This is a genomic window from Chitinophaga caseinilytica, assembly GCF_038396765.1.
GTDB lineage: Bacteria > Bacteroidota > Bacteroidia > Chitinophagales > Chitinophagaceae > Chitinophaga > Chitinophaga caseinilytica.
This window is the reverse complement of record NZ_CP150096.1, coordinates 2,934,046-2,952,774: the sequence shown is the minus strand read 5'-3', so window position 1 is coordinate 2,952,774 and position 18,729 is coordinate 2,934,046. Positions and strand designations below refer to the sequence as shown.

Sequence of the window (18,729 nt, the reverse complement as noted above, 5' to 3'; positions counted from 1 at the left end):
TTTACAGAAGTCCCTTCATTTGTTATCGCCTCGTTAACTCGAAGATTTTCAATCTTTTCGATAAATAATAGAAAAATATCGAATTAAAACACATTTACATGTTGTTATTTATCTATATTTACATCGGTTGAAGTACCTACGGATGATTGAAAAATCGCAATTAGTCCTATGAACACCTATATCCTTAGTCCTAAAGACAGCCTCCATCCTTTCGTTCAGCGCTACATTGTGCTGGAGAACATCAGCTCCGCTGCGGAGATCGCGAAAGCCAAACTTTTTTCGGCCGGCAAACAGTACCTGGTGTTTATCCGCCAGGGCGGGCTTGCTTTCAAACCGAACGACCATGCCGCTTTTGACTTGCCGGCAGCGGCCGTGACGGGGCCTTTTACCTGTGTGGTGAACGCGCGGGTGACGGGGCCGCTGAGCGCGGTGATCGTACAGCTCAATGCCTACGCCAGCCATCGTTTGATGGGCATCAGCATGGAATCGGTGACGAACTATTTCCGTGATTTGACGCGCATCCCCGGCAATTGGGCACAGGTAACGGAGAACATCCGCCAGGCAACAGACATCCATACAATTCATCATATCCTGGACCAGGCGTTGGAAGGCCTGATCCCACACCAGCAGTCTTCCTTGAAACAGGTGGATGAAATGGTGGATTACCTAATCGAACAAAAGGGGAAAGTCGCCATGATCGACCTCGCCCTTCGTTTCAAGACCAGCCGGCATACGCTCGAGCGCCAGTTCATGGAAGTGACCGGGCTCACACCTCAATTGTACAACCGCATTCTGCGCAGACAACGGTTTGCGTAACGTTTTTGACTTGTACGGAATATACAAATCGCCGGAGCGGATGCATCCGGCGTTTTTGTTTTATTTTTGTGCACCAAAAACATTATAACCCATGCCACGACCCTTGGAAGCCACGAAAGGAAATTACCGTATCAGTACAGACAAAGCGCAGCTGCAATTGCCCGTTATCCACCGCTACCTCAGCGAAGACAGTTACTGGGCGAAAGACATTCCCGAAAACCTGGTGGCGGCTTCCATCGAAAACTCGCTCTGCTTCGGCATTTACCATCAAAATGAACAGGTAGGTTTTGCGAGGGTGATCACCGATTACGCTACCTTCGGTTACCTGGCAGACGTGTTCGTGTTGCCCGGCCACCGCGGACAGGGGCTTTCGAAATGGTTGATGGAAGTGATCGGCTCCCACCCCGGCCTGCAACAGCTCCGCCGCATGATGCTCATGACCCAGGACGCGCACGGGTTGTACGAACAATACGGCTATGCGCCGCTGGAACATCCGGGAAACGCCATGAGCAAAAGAGTCGGCGTTCCATACACTGAATTGAAAAATAAAACGGCATGAAAAAAATCCTGACCTGGGCGGTCATCATCCTTTTCATCATCGGCATCTTCCTGCTCGGGCGTTGCTCCGGTTCAGGCAGTACCGTGAACGAGAAAGCGGTCAACAACGTGCTGTTGATCCGGGAGATCGCGGAACTGGCCAGCCTCGAGGTACAGGGGAACGCTTCCTTCAAGCAAAGCAATGTCGAGAACAGCGGGGAATGGAGCGATAACCTCAAACGGGTGTTCTCCGAAAACACGGCCTGGGTGTCCGTTCCGTATACCGCCAAGTACGGCGTGGATACGGACAGTACCAACTTCAGCCTTACCGTTTCCGGGAAAACCGTCACCATCCAGTTGCCGCCGCCCAAACTGCTGAGTTTCGAGCTGCGGATGAACCAGATGGAAACCTCGTCCCGCAAAGGCTGGTTCACGTTTTCGAATGATGAAACCTACACGGAAGTCCAGAAAAAACTGTACGATACCAACCGTTCGCAGCTCGAAGAAAACGTCATGTACCAGAAGCAAAGTATGAACAAGATCATCGCCATCCTTCGCAACTATTATACGCCGCTTGGGTACGAATTGAAAGTCAATTTCACGAACAGCATTACCAACCTGGATACGCCCGGGCTGAAGTGACCGGGCTATGCAGCGTGCTGCGTGATATACTTTACCAGCAAGCGTTTGGCCACGGGCAGCAACGTTTCTTCCAGCGGGAACGTCATCCCCGTTTCCACCGTGTATACGGCAGGGTTAGGCAGCTCGCGGCGGTGGCGGATGAGGTCGGATTTGATGCTTTGCTGCGAGTTGGCGAGGCTGCGGGCATAGGTGCTGATAAACTGGGTGTGGATGCCGCGATATTTTTCATCGGCCCGCTCGAAGATCGTTAACCGGTACTGGTACACGTTGGTGTGGCCGGCGCCTCCGTCCAGCAGCAGCATATACCCTTCGTGGCTGTCGAGCGGAACGATGCCTACCGGCGCGATGTTCAGCTGTTCTTCCACGAATTCGTAGATTTCCGTTCCGCCCTGGATCACGGTGTTGATTTCGGGAACGGCGAATTGGATGATATTTTCCAGTTCTTCCATCAGTTCATCGTCTGCCACCAGTTGTTCGTAAAGGATCTGGAGGCGCTGCATGTCTACCGCGGTGATGCGTTTGGGGAAGTGCTGCTGAAGGAACTGTTTGGTGTCTCTGAAGGCGACGAGGTTGTTATAGTGGAAGATGACGTCGCCCAATTGGGGGTATAATCTGTTCTGGTCGAAACAACGGTTGATTTCCTGTAAATAAGCCAGCAAGGTATATTTTTTCAGCTCGAAATCGATGTATCCGTCGGCAAACCAAGTTTCGCTCAATACTTTCATAGCCTTGACGATTAGATCCGTCCTACCTGAATTTACGGATTTTTTTGGTCGGCCGGCCAGGCCCCTCCAGAATAACTATTTTTTAACTAATATGTATATAATTCAATTTCTTACTAATATAAGTATTGCTTTTTCCACCTCCTCCATTAAGCCTTTTCCTGAAAATTAATTCCGGGTTCGTCGCTCAGAATATTGAGTTAATTACTTATCTTCATTCAGTATTATTTTTCATTTTTTAATTTTTTTATCATGAACATCTACGTAGCCAACCTCCACTACAGGTTGAACGATGAGGACCTTCACCAAATCTTTAGCGAATTCGGGCAAGTGACCTCTGCTAAAATCATTAAGGATCACGAAACCGGTCGTTCACGTGGTTTTGGTTTTGTCGAGATGCCGAATCAAGAGGAAGGCACTCAGGCAATGGAGCGTCTGAACGGTAGTGAAGTAGAAGGCAAACAACTGATGGTCAACGAAGCACGCCCGAAACAACCCTCCAATGGTGGTGGTGGTTTCCGCAACAACCGTCCTGGTGGCGGTGGTGGATACGGCGGTGGCGGACGCGATCGTCGTTATTAATAGGCTGATTAGTTTCTTATCGATCCTATACAAGGCTTCCCGGACGGGAAGCCTTTTCTTTTGCGTCCCTTTTTCAGGCCGGAAATATCGGTACGAATTTATTGCAACGCACCTGCTCCCACCCGGCAGAACATTGGCTGAACAAGGCTTTCAGCGCGCGGGCAACAACCCGGCTCCCCCTCCCTGGCTTAATTAAAACTGCAAATCGTACAGCAAATGTGCGGTCAAAACGTTGTCGAACCATTCACGCGTTCGCCCGCAAACTCAATCATAAAATCACGATAAAAAGCGCAGCAAAATCCTTCAACCGTTTACGCTGACTACAAATAAATTGCCGCTACAAAAGCTGTTCTCTGCTCAATTGACCACAAATCATCATCATAAAAATTTCAGAAAGGATGTCCATTGTTTGAACTGGCTATCAATAATAAAGCGAGAAAAATCGCGGCATAAACCTTCATATTGATTACATGGAGACTGTTTATCGCCCACGCACAAATCATCATAATACTTGAAGAAGTCCGGGCAAGCTAAAAACAAAAAAGCGCGGCAGAACCAACGTTCCACCGCGCTTTCGCTATCTTTTTCCTTATCAGAATCCCCTGGAGGGGTCGAAGTTTTCGAGTTCCGTAGCAACGGCGCTGAGGAAAGTTGAGCCCAGCGAGCCGTCTACGATCCGGTGATCATAAGACAGTGACAGGTACATCATATGCCGGATGGCGATAGAATCGCCCTGCTCCGTTTCCACCACCACCGGGCGTTTCTTGATCGCGCCAACGGCCAGGATGGCCACCTGGGGCTGGTTGATGATCGGCGTGCCGGTAAGGCTGCCGAACGTGCCCACGTTGGTAATGGTAAAGGTGCCGTCTTGCGTGTTTTCCGGCTTCAGCCGGTTCTGGCGCGCGGCATTGGCGAGGCTGTTCACCTGTTTGGTGAGGCCTACCAGGTTCAGCGTGTCGGCATCGCGGATCACGGGAACGATGAGGTTACCGGAAGGCAATGCAGTGGCCATGCCGATGTTGATATCTTTCTTCAGGATGATCTTGTCGCCATCGAGCGAGCAGTTCACCAGCGGGAATCTCTTGATGCATTTCACCACGGCTTCCACGAAGAGCGGCATGAAAGTGATTTTTTCCCCTTCACGCTTTTCGAAGTCTTTCTTCACCGCGTCGCGCCAGCGAACCATATTCGTGACGTCGCATTCTGCGAAGCTGGTAACGTGCGGACTGGTGTGTTTGCTCCGTACCATATGGTCCGCGATGAGTTTGCGCATGCGGTCCATTTCGATGATTTCCACGTTTCCGCCGTAGCTATTGGTGGCGGCCACGGTGGTGATTTCGCGGGAAGCTGGTGCCGGAGCGGCGGGTGCTTCACGGATCACTTCGGGTTCCTGAACGTGGTTGCCGCGGTTGGCGATATAATCGAGGATGTCTTTCTTGGTAACGCGGCCTTCCGTGCCGGAGCCGGGGATTTTTTCCAGTTCAGCGAACGAAACGCCTTCCTGTTGTGCGATGTTGAGCACGAGCGGGGAATAGAAGCGGGCTTCGCCGGATGCGGGAACAGCGGCGGGAGCGGCCTGCGGGCGGGGCGGAGCCGTCTGGTACTGGGGCTCTGCGGGGCGGGGCGCTTCCGGCGCGGGCGCAGCGGCGGCAGGAGAAGGCGCAACCGTTGCACCTGCAGCGGTTTCTACCCTGGCGATCACCGTGCCTACGGGCACCACATCGTTTTCATTATAAAGGATCTCCGTGATCACGCCGTCCGCGATGGAGGGCACTTCACTGTCCACTTTGTCCGTAGCGATCTCCAGCACCGTATCGTCCACTTTCACCGCGTCGCCCGGCTTCTTGTGCCAGCGAAGAATGGTGGCTTCCATGATGCTTTCTCCCATCTTGGGCATCACCAGTTCGACAATTGCCATATAAGTGATTGTTTTAGTAGATGACAAAAATAAGGGAATTTAACCTACCAGCCATTTTCGCAGTTCGTTCATAGCCGCCACGGTGGTCATCTCCGTATTGCGCGGCCTGTCGTACCGGAATTTATACAGCATGGTGCGGATGTTCCCCTTCCCTCCCACTGCGATCCAGACGCTGCCCACGGGCTTTTCGTCTGTCCCGCCATCGGGCCCCATGATGCCGGATACGGCCATCACGCAATCCACTTTGAGTACGTCGAGCGCGCCTTCCGCCATTTCGCGGACGGTTTGTTCGCTGACGGCGCCGTGTTGCCGGAGGGTTTCGGGGTTTACATGTAACAGGTTGATTTTGGTTTCGTTGGCGTAGCTCACCACGCTGCCCTTGAAGTACCGCGAGCTGCCGGGAACGGCGGTGATCTGGCTGGCGATGCGACCACCGGTGCAGCTTTCCGCCGTGCCGGCCGTGAGGCCTTTTTCGAGGAGGATGTTGCCGAGGATCACGCCCATGGGAAGGTCCTGATCGGCTACGAGAATATCCGCCACCCCTTTCTTCAGTGCCTGGAAGGCGTCTTTCATTTCCGCAGCGGCGGTTATTTTATCGGGCGCTTCGGTGGTGAGGCGTAGTTTGAGCAAACCGTAGCTTGGTAAATATGCGAGTTTGATATGCGGGGGAAGGGCGGATTCGAAATCGCGGATCCTTTCTGCCACGAACGATTCGCCCATGCCGGAAGTGATGAGCGTATGATGCAGCAGCGCCGGTGTTTCGAAGCGTTCCTGCAACCGCGGGATCACTTCGTCTTCCATGATCCCTTTCATTTCGTGCGGCACGCCGGGCATGGACACGAAAATGCAATCGTTTTTCTCGAACCACATGCCGGGCGCGGTGCCCCGCGCATTGGGCAGTACGGTACAGCTGTCGGGCACGAGGGCCTGCGCTACGTTGCGTTCCAGCACGGGCAGTCCGTTCCTTTCGAATATAGCCATCACATGCCGCAACGTTCCTTCATCCTGCACCATCTTTCCGCCGAAATATTCCAGCAGTACGGGTTTGGTGATATCGTCGGCCGTGGGCCCCAATCCACCTGTGATAAGTACGATTTTGGATTTGGCGGATTCCTCTTCCAGCGCGGAAAGTATGGCCTGGCGATCGTCTCCCACCGCTACGCGCCGCTGTACCCAGATGCCGGCATCGTTGAGATGCGTGCCCATCCAGGCGGAGTTGGTGTCAACGGTTTGCCCGATCAGCAGTTCGTCGCCGATGGTGATGATACTGGCCCTGATCCTGTTCATGAGCGGGGTTCGTTTGCGTTGTTTTCGAAATAGGGTGCGAGTTTTTCCCGGAGGATGTCGGGCATGTTCATGCGTTTTTTCGACTTCGCGTCGATGAACGCCAGTGTAACGGTGCCTACGTTCAGCAGTTCCCCGGCCTGGTTGTAAAGCTCGGAATGGAACTGGATCTTATGGTTGGGCGGGAGCTCTTTCAGTATAGTCTTGACCGTTATGACATCGTCGTAATACGCGGGCCGGAGGTATTTGACCTGGAGCTCGGCTACGGGCATGATGACGCCCTGTTCTTCGAGCTCGCGGTAGGTGAAACCCAGCTGGCGGATGGCGTCTGTACGGCCTACTTCGTAATAGAGGGCGTAGTTGCCGTAATAGAGGTAGCCCATCTGGTCGGTTTCTCCGTATCTCACGCGTATGTCTATCGTTGTGCTGTACATGTTCCGTTGTTAAAAATCCCTGTAAATGTAGGGGATTTACGGTGGTAAAAAAAGAGTTCCATGCGCCGGGGCGCAGGAACTCTTGCGGATAAAAATTTGTCCGGCTTTGCGGGATCAATTGCCCAGCGCGCCGTCCAGCGAATATTTTCCGGGCCCGGCGATGAGCAGGGCGGTGAAACCGGTGAGGAACATGATGGCCAGCTCTCTTTTGCCGATGGGGTCTCCGCCGTGGATCATGAAAACGATCACGACGAAGCAGATGATGAGGGGCACGGTGGCGAATCGGGTGAGGAGGCCTACCAGCACGAGGGCGCCGCAGAAAAATTCCGCGAAGATGGTGAGCCCCAGCGAAGCGGTTTTACCGATGCCGAAAGGGTCCGCGAATTTCTGCGCGTACGTCGAAAAGTTGACCAGCTTGGGCCAGCCGTGCGTCATGATCAGCCCGCCGAAGAGCAAACGGAGCAACAACAGCGTCAAACTGATGCCGGCGTTGCTGTACTTGGTGGATAGCAGTTTTGCCATAGTTTTTGGTTTGATTCTTGATAAGAGTTCCCCTCGAAGAGAATTCGCTCAAATTTAGATAATCTTAATGTATATAACAATAAATGTCAAATTTAGCAGTCTCGCTCCTGTCGGGCAACTCGCATCCGGAATAGTTATCCACATCCAGCAGCTTATCCACATGCGGTAGATAACCTGCAAGGGGGAAAGTAAGCGCGATCCGGTATATTTGTCCCGTTTGTTTCCCTCATGACGTTGCCAACATCAGCCGGCCTCCCGAACCTTCCAGCGCAGTGCATTTTGCCACTCCTGTAATATTTCGCGGCCGGTGCCGTTTTTTCTAAAAATTGTCGACAATAATATCAAAAGCATGAAGCTATTCACCAGACAAAACTGCGCTTTTCCGGGCCTCCGCGTATTCCTGCTGGCCGCAGGGCTTACCGGCGCCATCCCGGCCGGAGCGCAGCAAACCCGCATTCATACGGAACCGGATAAAACTTTCCGGGAAGCGCAGCAACTCTATCGGGACGGTAAATATGCCCTCTCTCTTCAGCTGTTCCGTAAAACCATCGACGGGATCGGCTATTTCTCCGAAACCAACCGCTCCCTGGTGAATACGGACGCACATTTCTATTACGCCATGTGCGCCCTGAAACTGCAGAACGAAGACGCGGAAAAGAAAGCCCTCGATTTCATCGACCGCTTCAACAACTCGCCCCGCGAACAAATGATCAGCTTCCAGCTGGCGCGGTATTATTTCCACCGCAACAAACTCCAGGAAGCCATCCCCTACTACGAAAAAGCTTCCATCGATAACCTTTCCAACGAAGAAATAGCCGACGCCAAATTCGAACTGGCCTATTGCTACTTCAACCTGAAAGATTTCGCGAAAGCCCAGCCCCTCTTCGCTTCCATCAAGGAAATCCAGGGCAAGTACTACATCCCCGCCAATTACTATTACGGCTTCATCTCCTACTATAACAAACAGTATGGAGACGCCCTCACCAGCTTCCAGCGCGTGCAGCAGGAACCGAAATACGCCTCCGTTGTACCGTATTACATCGCGGAAATCTATTATTTCCAGGGCAAGCGCGACCAGCTCATCAAATACGCCGAACCGCTCATCCGCAAAGGCGACATGTATTACGACGCGGAATTGAAACAGCTCGTTGGACATGCTTATTTTGAAAAGAAAGAATACGCCAAAGCCCTCCCTTACCTCGAAGAATATCACGAGAACGCGGAAGAAGTACGGAAAGAAGATGTATACCAGCTTTCCTACGCCTACTATCAAACCGCCAATCTCGAAAAAGCCATCAAAGGCTTCAAACAACTGAGCAGCTCCAAAGACTCCCTCGGCCAGAACTCCATGTACCTGCTGGGCGATTGCTACCTGCGGACCGGCGACAAGCCCAACGCCCGCAACGCTTTCGCATTCAGCGCGCGCAACAGCTCCAACCCCAAGCAGCAGGAAATCTCCCGCTTCAATTACGGCAAGCTGTCGTTCGAGCTGGGATACCAGGACGCCGCCATCACCGAGCTCACCAACTACATCAACAAATACCCGAACGGCGAATACACCCGCGAATCCCGCGAGATCCTCGTGCAGCTCTTCGCCAACACCAATAATTACAAAGACGCCATCACCCTGCTCGATGCACTCCCGGAAAAAAGCCCGGCCGTGCTGAAAGCTTACCAGAAAGTATCGTACGGCCGCGCCACGCAACTCGTGAACGACGGCCAGCTCGCGGAAGCCGACCGTCTCCTCGGCATTTCGCTCCAGCATAATTACGATCCGCAGATCACGCGGCTGGCGCAGTTCTGGAAAGCGGAAATCGCGCTCCGGCAGGGGCAGACCGATAAGGCCATCCCCGCGCTCCAGGCTTACCTCGGCAGCAGCGGCGCGCCCGTTTCCGGTGAGGCCAACGTGCAAACCGCCAGCTACAACATGGGTTACAGCCTCCTGAAAAAGGAACAATACGCCAATGCCCTTCCCTATTTCGAAGCGGCGCAGCGGACCAGCGGCCCCAACGCAGGGCGCATCACCAACGACGCGCTGCTCCGCGCGGCCGACTGCCACTACATGCTGCGCGACTTCCCCAAAGCCACCGCGCTGTACGAACAGGCCATCAGCCAGAACCAGCCTGGTGCGGATTACGCCACTTACCAGAAGAGCATCATCCTCGGCATCCAGGGCAAACACGCGGAGAAACTGAACACCCTTCGCCAGCTTTCATCCAAATATCCCGGCTCCAGCTTCAATAACGATGCGGAAATGGAGATCGCGGATACGTACCTGAGCGACGAGCGTTTCACCGACGCCATCCCCCACCTCAAAAACATCCTCCAGCAGCACCCAGACGGGCCCAATGCCCCGAAAGCCTTGCTGAAACTGGGGCTTGCCTATTTCAACACCGACCAGGACAAAACCGCCATGCAGTATTTCCGGGACGTGGTGGAGAAATTCCCCGCCTCCAGCGAAGCGAATGCCGCTTTGCAGAACCTGCGCACCATTTATGTGGGCCAGGGGAAAACGGATGATTACCTCGCGCTCTTGAAAGCCGCCGGCAAATCGGTCAGCGCCTCCGCGGAAGATTCCCTGAGCTACGCTGCCGCCGAAACCCGCTTCAGCAACGGCGATTACACGGGCGCAGTTTCCGCCTTCAGCAATTACCTCCTGAAATACCCGAACGGCCAGTTCGCCCTGCAGGCCAGCTTCTATAAAGCAGAATGCCTCTACAACGCGAAAGATTACACCAACGCATTGCCCGCATACGAGTTTGTGTTGGGCCGCGGGAACAGTCCGTTCGCCGAACGCTCCGCCCTGCAATCTGCCTACCTGAATTATTACCAGGTGAAGGATTACAACAAGGCGAAGCAATACTACGCGCAACTGAAGAGCCTGTCTACCACCAAAGACAATACCCTGGCCGCTACCCGCGGATTGCTCCGCAGCAATTACCAACTGGGGGCCTGGGAAGAAGTGGCACCGCTGGCGGAAGAGCTGCTGAGCGCACAGAACATTTCGACAGACGATCAGATCATCGGCCATTTCTACCTCGGCAAATCGATGCAGCAGCGCGGCCAGTTCGACGAAGCCATCAGCGAGTACAAGATCGTGACGGGGCTTACCAAATCCGAAGTGGGCGCCGAAGCGCGGTATAACATCGCCAAATGCCATTTCGACAAAAACGACCTGGCAGCCGCGGAGAAAGCCGGGTTCGACGTCATCAAGATCACCTCCTCCTACGAGGTTTGGGTAGCAAAAGCCTACCTCCTCCTCGGTGACATATACCATCGCCAGAAAGATTATTTCAACGCCAAAGCCACTTACCAGAGCATCGCCGAAAACTGTCCCATCCCGGAACTGAAGGCCGAAGCCAAGGAAAAGCTGGCGAAATCGGAAGCGGAAGAAAAAGCAGGCTCTAAAATTAAATGAGGAATCACATGAAGCGCATATATATCGCACTCGCACTCGCCTTCCCGCTCAGCGCCGTTGCACAGAAAGACACGCTGAAGCAGGAAACGATCGACATCATCTCGAAATACCAGCCCAAGCTGCCCAACGCGGCCAAGCTGAACCTGACGGCCTCGCTGCCCAATGTGGACACGAGCCGCCCGCGCCTCGGATACCAGGTACCGGCGCTGAACCTCTATTTCATGTACCAGCCCGTGCCCATCCGGCCGCTGGCGCTGGGGAAAGATACTTCGTCGCTCCAGCTCCAGAACAATTACGTGAAGCTCGGGTACGGCAACTACAACACCCCGCTCATCCAGGCCGGGTTCGGGAGCGGCCGGAAAGACAAGTACAACTTCGGCGTGCTGTTCAATTATACTTCGTCGAAGGGCGATATCCAGTACCAGGACGTGTCGCAGATGAACATCCTCGGTTCCGGTACGTATTTCACGCCACTGTTCGAAGTGAACGCCAGCCTGGGGTACAACCGCAACCAGGTATATTATTACGGGTACGACCATGCCGTTCACCAGTACGACAAAAGCGACGTGAAACAGGCGTTCAACGAAGTGGTGGCCAAAGTGGGCCTGAAGAACAGGCCGCAGAACGATTGGGGCTTCCAGTTCCAGCCGCAGGCCGAATTCACCGTGTTCGGCGACAAGTACAAGCGGATGGAGAACACCTTTGTGCTGAAGGCGCCTATCCGCAAGCAGATATTCGAGGATATCTGGCTGAAAGCCGAAGGATTGGTGGATTTGAGCGTGTTCAAGGAAGATAACAACGAACAGATCAATAACAACATCGCCGCCATCCACCCCGCTGTGGAGATCACCAAGCCCGGGTTCGTGCTGCATGCCGGCGCCAACCCTACCTGGACGAACGGCAAGTTCCACCTCCTGCCCGACATCGTGAACGAATCGCACCTCATCCGCGAGAAACTCATTCTCAGCAGCGGCTGGATTTCCTACTTCCAGAAGAACAACTTCCGGAACCTCGCGTCGGAGAACCCCTGGTTCAATTCCTACGGTCCAGACATGCTCAATACCCGCATCGAAGAGAAATATACCGGTATCAAAGGCACGCTGGGCAACCATTTCAACTACAACACCAAGTTCGGCGCCATCTCCTGGTATAACCGCCAGTTGTTCAGTGAACGACAGTACCGACGGCAAGAGCTTCTACACCCGCAACGAGGAAGAGCTCCGCGCCTTCCAGCTGCATGCGGAAGTGGGCTATATCCAGGAAGAGAAGTTCCAGGCACGGGTGAGCATCGACTGGTACGATTTCAACAAACAGAAGACCGAGCTGAAGCCCTGGCACGTGCAGCCTTTCCGCGCCAGCCTGTTCGCGCAGTACACCTTCGGGAAGAAATTCCACCTGAACGCCAATCTCTACACCCTGAGCAGCACCTATTACGTGATGCGCAAGGAAGGGTTGGACGCCATGGGCAAAACCAAGGCGGTGCAGGATTTGAACGCCGGAGCGGAATATAACGTGACGAAGAACTTCAACCTCTGGTTCAACGTGAATAACATGTTCAGTTCCAAGTACGAACGCTGGCATGGTTACCCCTCCTACGGGCTGAACGTGCTCGGCGGCGTGACCGTTAAGTTTTAATTGCGTAAACTTGCACTCAAAAGTTACCGGCCGCAATGCTCAAGCAATATATCACGGAAGTCCTTTTCAGGCAGCAAACCTGCACCGTTCCGCAGGTGGGCACCTTTACCATCCAGCACATCCCCGCGCAGTTCAGCATGGTGGACCAGACCCTGACGCCGCCCCGGCAGCAGGTGCAGTTCGACACCCGTTGGGAAGACGACGGCTCGCTGCTCCGCTGGATCTCGCGTAAGGAAAACCTGCTGGAGCCGGTAGCAGCGCTGAAGCTGGACAAATACCTGCAGCAGTTCCGCGAATCGTTGCAGGCCGGCGACCCGCTCGACCTTCCCGGCATCGGCAACCTCCGGATCGATCCGCTGGGCCAGATCCGGTTTACCCCGCAGGAAATGCCCGACGCCTGGCAGCCCATCGGGCTGGAACAGGTGATCCGGTCGGAATCGGCGCCCCGCGTGCTGCAGGGCACTACCGAAGTGGAGAACAACCAGGTGGTGGAACATGTGTCTGCCGTGTACGAAGAACCTGAAAGCCAGGGACGCTTCCGGTGGTGGTGGGTGGTATTGCCACTGGTGCTCATCGGCGCCGGCGTGGCCGCCTGGCTGTTGAAAGACCAGTTCATGGCCCCGGCTCCCCAGCCCGAAGCGCCCAAAGCCGCTGTGGCCCCGGCCCCAGTGCAGGATTCGGTGGCCGCGGTGCCGGAAGAACCTGTGGTACTGGTGAACGACAGCATCTCGTATTATGTGGTGTTCCAGACTTACAAAGTCAAGGCAAACGCCGAGTCCAACCTTAAACGGCGGCATAGCTGGGGTTACAGCGACGTGGTACTTTTCTCTTCCGAAGACTCTACCCTCTATAAACTGGCCGTTCCCTACCGCTCATTAAAGGCAGATACCACCGCGGCGATGGACTCCGTGGCCAGGCGGTTCCAGTCGAAAGAAGTGCATATCGTTTATTAAAAAAGAATTTTTGCGAAATATGGAAGCGCCTCCGGATGGGGGCGCTTCTTTTTTCAAGTAGATTCCCCTCCACGTTTCCCTCCGCCCAACCGGTCGCCTTCCCTTCCGTTCAATTTTCCCACCATTGCCTGCGGGTTCATTTTACGGTAACATTTGCCAGACCGCCATCGTCACTCCATACCTGCCACAAACCATCCCATCCTCTTCATTTCCCTACAAATGAGCACTACCCACTATACACTACTACCCATTCCACTCCTCCATTCCTGCATTTCAGGACCCGCAATCCCCATTACGGCCCGCCTGCCTATAGGAAAATGACGAGGAAAGGTACTTTTGCAAGTACGTAAGCAGTTACGTAAATAACTACCAATAGCCATTAACACCCCCATGTATGAAGCTTCTACCATCAATTCTACTTTGCTTCGCCATCCTGGCGACCGGCTGTACCAAAAGCGGTACCAAGGAGGAAGAGCCCGATAACGGCGAGCCACCGGTCGTTTATGCCCATGGAACGCCTGCCGGCGACCTTGTCAAAAAAACGATCGGCGCCGCAGGTGGCACACTTTTCTCGAAAGACAATACGCTGAAAATAGAAGTTCCGGCAGGCGCCCTCGCCGCCAATACCGAGATCAGCGTGCAGGCCGTGACGAACACCCTGCCAGGGAGCCCCGGCCCCTCCTACCGGCTCCTCCCCGAAAACATCAAATTCACAAAACCCGTAAAACTCACGTTCCAGTATACAGACCGCCATCTCGATAGCACCAGCGCCGACGCCTTGTATTTGGCTTTCCAGTCGGCCGACGGCGTTTGGCAGTTCATGCCCAATACGAACCTCAACACCACCGCCCGCACGCTGTCCGTAGAAACCACCCACTTTTCAGACTGGGCGCCCTACGCACTCTATTGGCTGCGTGCAGACCCGGCCAGCGTGCTGGTTACCAAAACCTCGACCGTCTGGATCTATACTGCGATCGACAAATACAAAGCCCACGCCGACAGCAGACCAATCGCCATCCGCCGGGAGCAGGTACTGCAAAATTCCGGCAACATCCGCAACTGGAAACTATCTGGCGCCGGTACGCTCACGCCCGATACCCGGTTTGCCTGGTACCGCGCTCCGGCCAAAGTGCCGACTCCGAATACGGTCACGGTTTCCGTCGACATCTATAACTTCATCCCCCCCGGCGTCATTCCTGGCCGCGGCGCCACCGGAAAGCTTATCCAGTTCAGCAAAATCAAAGTGGTAGACGAAGTTTACTTCTCCGGAACCGTGAATGGCACGGAAATATTCTGCATCGATCAGCATCATAAATACATTCCCGGCGGCGGCATGAATATTTCCGGCACCATCCGCGAAAACCTCGGCTTCTCGATCGTGGTCGATCATGTGACCAAGCCTGTCGTGAAAAAGCATTATGAATGGTTCACGCCAGACAAGGGTGGCACGGCAACCGCTGTCTACTGCACTTTCAAAGCACCTGTGAATGTTATCGGTAAAACTTTTTACAGCAAATGCGATGAAAATGGAACAGTGGAGGAATACATGAAATCGAGCGGCGACCTCTATATCGAGGAGGTCGAAAATATAGGCGGCATAGAATACATCACGGGTAAATTAACCGGAACATTCTATCCTCAGATCATGTGCGGCCCCGGCGCAGCGCAACATTTCGAGCTGTACTTCCGGACCAAAAACATGCAATAGCTCAAAATTCGTTGTGTTTTCACCATACCAATCTCGCTGAATGATGGGGTATATATGCGATGGCGGCAGTAACGCTTCCATCGCTCAATTCAGAAGATGATAATTCCAAAACATCGAAGAGATGATTTACAGCCGGGCGATGTCCATCTTCCGGATCCTCCCCATCATGTTCCATCACAGCATGTCGATACTTCAACGGGAAGCATGCGGGATCGGGATCAAAAAAACGAAGGGATGGCGCATTGCCATCCCTTTTTCTATCTGCGATTTTCTATTTCGATCTGATCTGTTCCACCACCACTTTCAATCCTTCTTCGAAACTATGCGGATCGTACCCCAGTTCCTGCACCGCTTTGTTGATGAGGAATCCTGTTTTGGCCGGTCGCGGTGCGGGTTGTTTAAAGGTGGATGCGTCCACTTTTTCGAGTAGGCGTGTGTCCAGTTCCAGGTAGCCAGCTACCTGCGTGGCCATATCGAATGGCGTGAGCATGTCTTTGCCGGACAGGTGGAAAACGCCTTCCGCCTTCTTATCGAGCATAAGCCGGATGCCTTCCGCCAGGTCTTGCACGAGCGTGGGCGTGCGCCACTGGTCGTTCACCACTTTCAGTTTTTTCTGCTGCTCGAGGTTGGATTTCACCCAGGTGATGATATTGCTGCGCCGGGGATCGTCTGCCAGCCCGTACACCAGCACCGTCCGCGCGATGCCCCAGGGAGTTTTGGATTGTTTCACGATCCTTTCCGCCGCTACTTTGCTGGCGCCGTAATAGTTGATGGGATTGACGGGGTCATCTTCGCTGTAAGGCCCGCTGAGCCCGTCGAACACGAAGTCGGTGGATACGAACAGGAAATACGATCCTGCCTTTTCCGCGCCCTGCAACAGGTAGCGCGTGGCGGTGACGTTCACCATCCAGCAGGCGTCTTTGTTGCGCTCACAATCGTCTGCCTGCGTCATGGCACCGGCGTGCACGATCACGTCGGGCCGATGCCGTTCTACCAGGCCTTTTACCGCCGATTCGTTGGCCAGGTTCACCGATTCATAGGTGTATCCCGTTTGCATGCGGAGGCGGTTGGCCCCGCGGCCGGTGGCGATCACTTCGTAATCCGGATGGCCGGCCAGCCGCTGGACCAGGTATTGTCCGAGGAGCCCGTTGCTCCCAGTTATGAGCACTTTCATAATTCCAATATACAAAAACACCGCGTAATGCAGTATTACGCGGCGTTTATTGATGAATGTGAATCGGTTACATTTTCTTCCCGGTGTTCACGTTGGAGAAATTCATCCCCAGGTTGTACATGGTGAACGACCAGATGTCGGTAGCCTCGTCGATAAGTTTGGACGTGGGTTTCCCTGCGCCGTGGCCCGCCTGCTTCTCGATACGGATCAGCACCGGGTTGGGCCCGTTGTGGGCTGCCTGCAGCGCGGCCGCAAACTTGAAAGAGTGCGCCGGTACCACACGGTCGTCATGATCGGCCGTGGTTACCATCGTAGCCGGGTACGCCGTGCCCGCTTTCAGGTTGTGGAGCGGAGAATATTTCAGGAGGTAGGGGAACTGGTCCGCTTTTTCGCTGGTACCATATTCCGTTACCCATGCCCAGCCGATGGTAAATTTCTGGAACCGGAGCATGTCCATCACGCCCACGGCGGGAAGCGCCACCTTGAACAGGTCTGGGCGCTGCGTCATGGCCGCACCTACGAGCAGACCGCCGTTAGAACCGCCACGGATAGCGATTTTCGACGGATTGGTATACTTTTCCCTTACGAGGAATTCTGCCGCGCCGATGAAATCGTCGAACACGTTCTGTTTCTTTTCCATCATACCGGCTTTGTGCCAGGCTTCGCCGTATTCGCTGCCGCCGCGGAGGTTCACCACTGCGTAAATGCCGCCCTGCTCCATGAAGAAGAGGTTGGACACGGAGAACGCGGGCGTCATCGGGATGTTGAACCCGCCGTACCCGTAGAGCAGCACAGGATTTTGCCCGTTCATTTTCAGGCCTTTGCGGTAAGAGAGGAACACGGGCACTTTGGTGCCATCTTTACTGGTGAAAAACACCTGTTTGGTTTCGTATTCGTCCTGGTTGAACTTCACTTCCGACTTGCGGAACAGGTCGGATTTGCCGGATTTGATATCATATTTATATATGGTCGGCGGCGCTACGAAAGAGGAGAAGGAGTAGAAGAACTGGCCGTCTTCCTTTTTCCCACCGAATCCGCTGGCCGTACCGATGCCCGGCAGTTTGATCTCACGGTCTTTTTTGCCGGAGGGGTCGTATTGCACGATGCGGGTAGACGCGTCTTTCAGGTAACTGGCGAACAGTTTGCCGCCGGCGGTCCCAACGCCCTGGAGCACTTCGGGCTGCTCGGGGATGATCAGTTTCCAGTTTTCTTTAGCGGGGTTCTTCGGGTCTACGAGCACCAGTTTGTAATTAGGCGCATCGTGGTTGGTGAGCAGCAGCAGTTTGTCGCCCACGTTCTCGATCACGCTGGGCTCATATTCGAACCCTTGTACCAGGAGCTTGAAATCGGTCTGCGAAGCGTCTTGCAGATCGCGGTACCAAACTTCGTTGCCGCTCGTGCCTTCGGAGGTGCTGAGGATGAGAAAACGCTCGTCTTCCGTGAGGCCCACGCCTGCGTTGCGCAGCGGGTGTGCTTTATCGACGTAAACCAGTTGGTCCTGGTCTTGCGTGGTGCCTACCTTATGATAGTACACCTTATGGAATTCGTTCTTCTTGGAAAGTTTGCTTTGCTCGTCGGGCGCGTCGTAACGGCTGTAATAGAAGCCGTCGCCTTTCCAGGACAGGCCGGAAAACTTGATCCAGTCGAGCTTGTCGGACAGCAGTTGTTTGCTGGCCACGTCCATCACGAAAGCTTCCTGCCAGTCGGACCCTGCTTTGGCGATGAGGTAGGCGGCGTATTTGCCGTCTTTCGAGAAAGTGAGGGCGCCGAGGGCGGCGGTGCCTTTGTCAGACAGTTTATTGGGGTCGATGAACACTTCGGGCGTACCGTTCAGCCCTTCCTGGCGGTAGAGCACGGCCTGGTTCTGGAGGCCGTCGTTCTTATAGAAATAATAATATTTGCCTTCATGGAAGGGGGCGCCGAAGCGGGGGTAATTCCAGAGGGCTTCGAGGCGCTGTTTGATCTGGCCGCGGAAGGGGATGGAGGCGAGGTAATCCTGGGTTACGGTATTTTCCGCGTCTACCCAGGCCTTGGTATCGTCTGCATGATCGTCTTCCAGCCAGCGATAAGGATCGGCGATGGTGGTGCCGTGGTAATTGTCGGTCGTGTCTACTTTGCGGGTTTCGGGATATTTGAGCGGTTGGTGCTGCGCCAGGGCGGTCCCTGCTCCCATCAACATCATCATACTCATGGCAACATGCTTATGGTTTAAATTTGTCATACGTATATTTTTATAAAATTCCTTCGTGTTTGTTTGATGGAAATTAAAAATTTAGTTATTTCATCGAATATCTGATAGGAAACTATTAAAAAATGTTAATTTCGTGCGCCCTTTATCGGGACCCACGTCTGGCAAAATACTATGAAATAACCATTACGCATGA

16 protein-coding genes are annotated in these 18,729 nt (G+C 54.0%); 9 read left to right on the top strand and 7 right to left on the bottom strand.

Going from position 1 to position 18,729, the window contains the following annotated elements; translation table 11 throughout:
* The first annotated feature begins 168 nt into the window (after positions 1–168).
* From WJU22_RS12345 to WJU22_RS12335, 3 genes are all read left to right on the top strand, one after another.
* Positions 169–816: a DUF6597 domain-containing transcriptional factor gene (locus WJU22_RS12345; RefSeq protein ID WP_341843534.1), complete on the top strand. Its 648-nt coding sequence runs from the start codon at positions 169–171 to the stop codon at positions 814–816.
* Between the two features lie 91 nt (positions 817–907).
* Positions 908–1,375: a GNAT family N-acetyltransferase gene (locus tag WJU22_RS12340; RefSeq protein ID WP_341843533.1), complete on the top strand. Its 468-nt coding sequence runs from the start codon at positions 908–910 to the stop codon at positions 1,373–1,375.
* Complete coding sequence (locus WJU22_RS12335; RefSeq protein WP_341843532.1) at positions 1,372–1,995, top strand: DUF4230 domain-containing protein; 624 nt, start codon at positions 1,372–1,374, stop codon at positions 1,993–1,995. Before WJU22_RS12340 ends, WJU22_RS12335 begins: the two co-directional genes overlap by 4 nt.
* A 5-nt stretch (positions 1,996–2,000) precedes the next feature.
* Here the strand turns inward: WJU22_RS12335 and WJU22_RS12330 are convergent, their stop codons facing one another.
* Positions 2,001–2,720: a hypothetical protein gene (locus WJU22_RS12330; RefSeq protein WP_341843531.1), complete on the bottom strand. Its 720-nt coding sequence runs from the start codon at positions 2,718–2,720 to the stop codon at positions 2,001–2,003.
* Between the two features lie 249 nt (positions 2,721–2,969).
* Here WJU22_RS12330 and WJU22_RS12325 point away from each other — a divergent pair, with 249 nt between their 5' ends.
* Entirely contained in the window at positions 2,970–3,299 is a 330-nt protein-coding gene (locus WJU22_RS12325) for an RNA recognition motif domain-containing protein (protein ID WP_126247101.1), read from the top strand.
* A gap of 592 nt (positions 3,300–3,891) precedes the next feature.
* Here WJU22_RS12325 and WJU22_RS12320 read toward each other — a convergent pair.
* The 4 genes from WJU22_RS12320 to WJU22_RS12305 form a co-directional block, all read right to left on the bottom strand.
* Positions 3,892–5,217: a dihydrolipoamide acetyltransferase family protein gene (locus tag WJU22_RS12320; RefSeq protein WP_341843530.1), complete on the bottom strand. Its 1,326-nt coding sequence runs from the start codon at positions 5,215–5,217 to the stop codon at positions 3,892–3,894.
* A 39-nt stretch (positions 5,218–5,256) separates the two neighbouring features.
* Entirely contained in the window at positions 5,257–6,504 is a 1,248-nt protein-coding gene (locus WJU22_RS12315; RefSeq protein WP_341843529.1) for a CinA family nicotinamide mononucleotide deamidase-related protein, read from the bottom strand.
* The gene (locus WJU22_RS12310) at positions 6,501–6,935 is read right to left on the bottom strand and encodes a thioesterase family protein (protein ID WP_341843528.1); all 435 of its coding nucleotides are present in this window, start codon (positions 6,933–6,935) and stop codon (positions 6,501–6,503) included. Before WJU22_RS12310 ends, WJU22_RS12315 begins: the two co-directional genes overlap by 4 nt.
* A gap of 114 nt (positions 6,936–7,049) precedes the next feature.
* Positions 7,050–7,457: a DoxX family protein gene (locus WJU22_RS12305; RefSeq protein ID WP_341843527.1), complete on the bottom strand. Its 408-nt coding sequence runs from the start codon at positions 7,455–7,457 to the stop codon at positions 7,050–7,052.
* A 349-nt stretch (positions 7,458–7,806) separates the two neighbouring features.
* Between WJU22_RS12305 and WJU22_RS12300 the strand changes: the two genes are divergently transcribed.
* The 5 genes from WJU22_RS12300 to WJU22_RS12280 all read left to right on the top strand — a co-directional run bounded on the left by WJU22_RS12300 (position 7,807) and on the right by WJU22_RS12280 (position 15,171).
* A complete protein-coding gene (locus WJU22_RS12300) occupies positions 7,807–10,875 on the top strand; it encodes a tetratricopeptide repeat protein (RefSeq protein WP_341843526.1) in 3,069 nt (1,022 codons plus the stop codon).
* Between the two features lie 8 nt (positions 10,876–10,883).
* Complete coding sequence (locus tag WJU22_RS12295) at positions 10,884–12,386, top strand: hypothetical protein (RefSeq protein ID WP_341843525.1); 1,503 nt, start codon at positions 10,884–10,886, stop codon at positions 12,384–12,386.
* Entirely contained in the window at positions 12,355–12,510 is a 156-nt protein-coding gene (locus tag WJU22_RS12290; RefSeq protein ID WP_341843524.1) for a hypothetical protein, read from the top strand. Before WJU22_RS12295 ends, WJU22_RS12290 begins: the two co-directional genes overlap by 32 nt.
* A gap of 35 nt (positions 12,511–12,545) precedes the next feature.
* Positions 12,546–13,463, top strand: a complete 918-nt coding sequence (locus WJU22_RS12285) for a hypothetical protein (protein WP_341843523.1) — start codon at positions 12,546–12,548, stop codon at positions 13,461–13,463.
* 394 nt (positions 13,464–13,857) lie between these two features.
* A complete protein-coding gene (locus tag WJU22_RS12280; RefSeq protein WP_341843522.1) occupies positions 13,858–15,171 on the top strand; it encodes a hypothetical protein in 1,314 nt (437 codons plus the stop codon).
* Between the two features lie 271 nt (positions 15,172–15,442).
* Here WJU22_RS12280 and WJU22_RS12275 read toward each other — a convergent pair whose 3' ends face one another.
* Positions 15,443–16,345, bottom strand: coding sequence for an NAD(P)-dependent oxidoreductase (locus WJU22_RS12275; RefSeq protein ID WP_341843521.1), 903 nt, complete (start codon positions 16,343–16,345; stop codon positions 15,443–15,445).
* 67 nt (positions 16,346–16,412) lie between these two features.
* Positions 16,413–18,536 (bottom strand): prolyl oligopeptidase family serine peptidase, encoded by a 2,124-nt coding sequence (locus tag WJU22_RS12270; RefSeq protein ID WP_341843520.1) that lies wholly within the window; start codon positions 18,534–18,536, stop codon positions 16,413–16,415.
* Positions 18,537–18,729 lie beyond the last annotated feature (193 nt).

What these genes read in the sequence shown, in the direction of transcription:
- WJU22_RS12345 (WP_341843534.1), top strand. Translation starts at nt 169, where the DNA reads ATGAACACCTATATCCTTAGTCCTAAAGACAGCCTCCATCCTTTCGTT.
- WJU22_RS12340 (WP_341843533.1), top strand. Translation starts at nt 908, where the DNA reads ATGCCACGACCCTTGGAAGCCACGAAAGGAAATTACCGTATCAGTACA.
- WJU22_RS12335 (WP_341843532.1), top strand. Translation starts at nt 1,372, where the DNA reads ATGAAAAAAATCCTGACCTGGGCGGTCATCATCCTTTTCATCATCGGC.
- WJU22_RS12330 (WP_341843531.1), bottom strand. Translation starts at nt 2,720, where the DNA reads ATGAAAGTATTGAGCGAAACTTGGTTTGCCGACGGATACATCGATTTC.
- WJU22_RS12325 (WP_126247101.1), top strand. Translation starts at nt 2,970, where the DNA reads ATGAACATCTACGTAGCCAACCTCCACTACAGGTTGAACGATGAGGAC.
- WJU22_RS12320 (WP_341843530.1), bottom strand. Translation starts at nt 5,217, where the DNA reads ATGGCAATTGTCGAACTGGTGATGCCCAAGATGGGAGAAAGCATCATG.
- WJU22_RS12315 (WP_341843529.1), bottom strand. Translation starts at nt 6,504, where the DNA reads ATGAACAGGATCAGGGCCAGTATCATCACCATCGGCGACGAACTGCTG.
- WJU22_RS12310 (WP_341843528.1), bottom strand. Translation starts at nt 6,935, where the DNA reads ATGTACAGCACAACGATAGACATACGCGTGAGATACGGAGAAACCGAC.
- WJU22_RS12305 (WP_341843527.1), bottom strand. Translation starts at nt 7,457, where the DNA reads ATGGCAAAACTGCTATCCACCAAGTACAGCAACGCCGGCATCAGTTTG.
- WJU22_RS12300 (WP_341843526.1), top strand. Translation starts at nt 7,807, where the DNA reads ATGAAGCTATTCACCAGACAAAACTGCGCTTTTCCGGGCCTCCGCGTA.
- WJU22_RS12295 (WP_341843525.1), top strand. Translation starts at nt 10,884, where the DNA reads ATGAAGCGCATATATATCGCACTCGCACTCGCCTTCCCGCTCAGCGCC.
- WJU22_RS12285 (WP_341843523.1), top strand. Translation starts at nt 12,546, where the DNA reads ATGCTCAAGCAATATATCACGGAAGTCCTTTTCAGGCAGCAAACCTGC.
- WJU22_RS12280 (WP_341843522.1), top strand. Translation starts at nt 13,858, where the DNA reads ATGAAGCTTCTACCATCAATTCTACTTTGCTTCGCCATCCTGGCGACC.
- WJU22_RS12275 (WP_341843521.1), bottom strand. Translation starts at nt 16,345, where the DNA reads ATGAAAGTGCTCATAACTGGGAGCAACGGGCTCCTCGGACAATACCTG.
- WJU22_RS12270 (WP_341843520.1), bottom strand. Translation starts at nt 18,536, where the DNA reads ATGAGTATGATGATGTTGATGGGAGCAGGGACCGCCCTGGCGCAGCAC.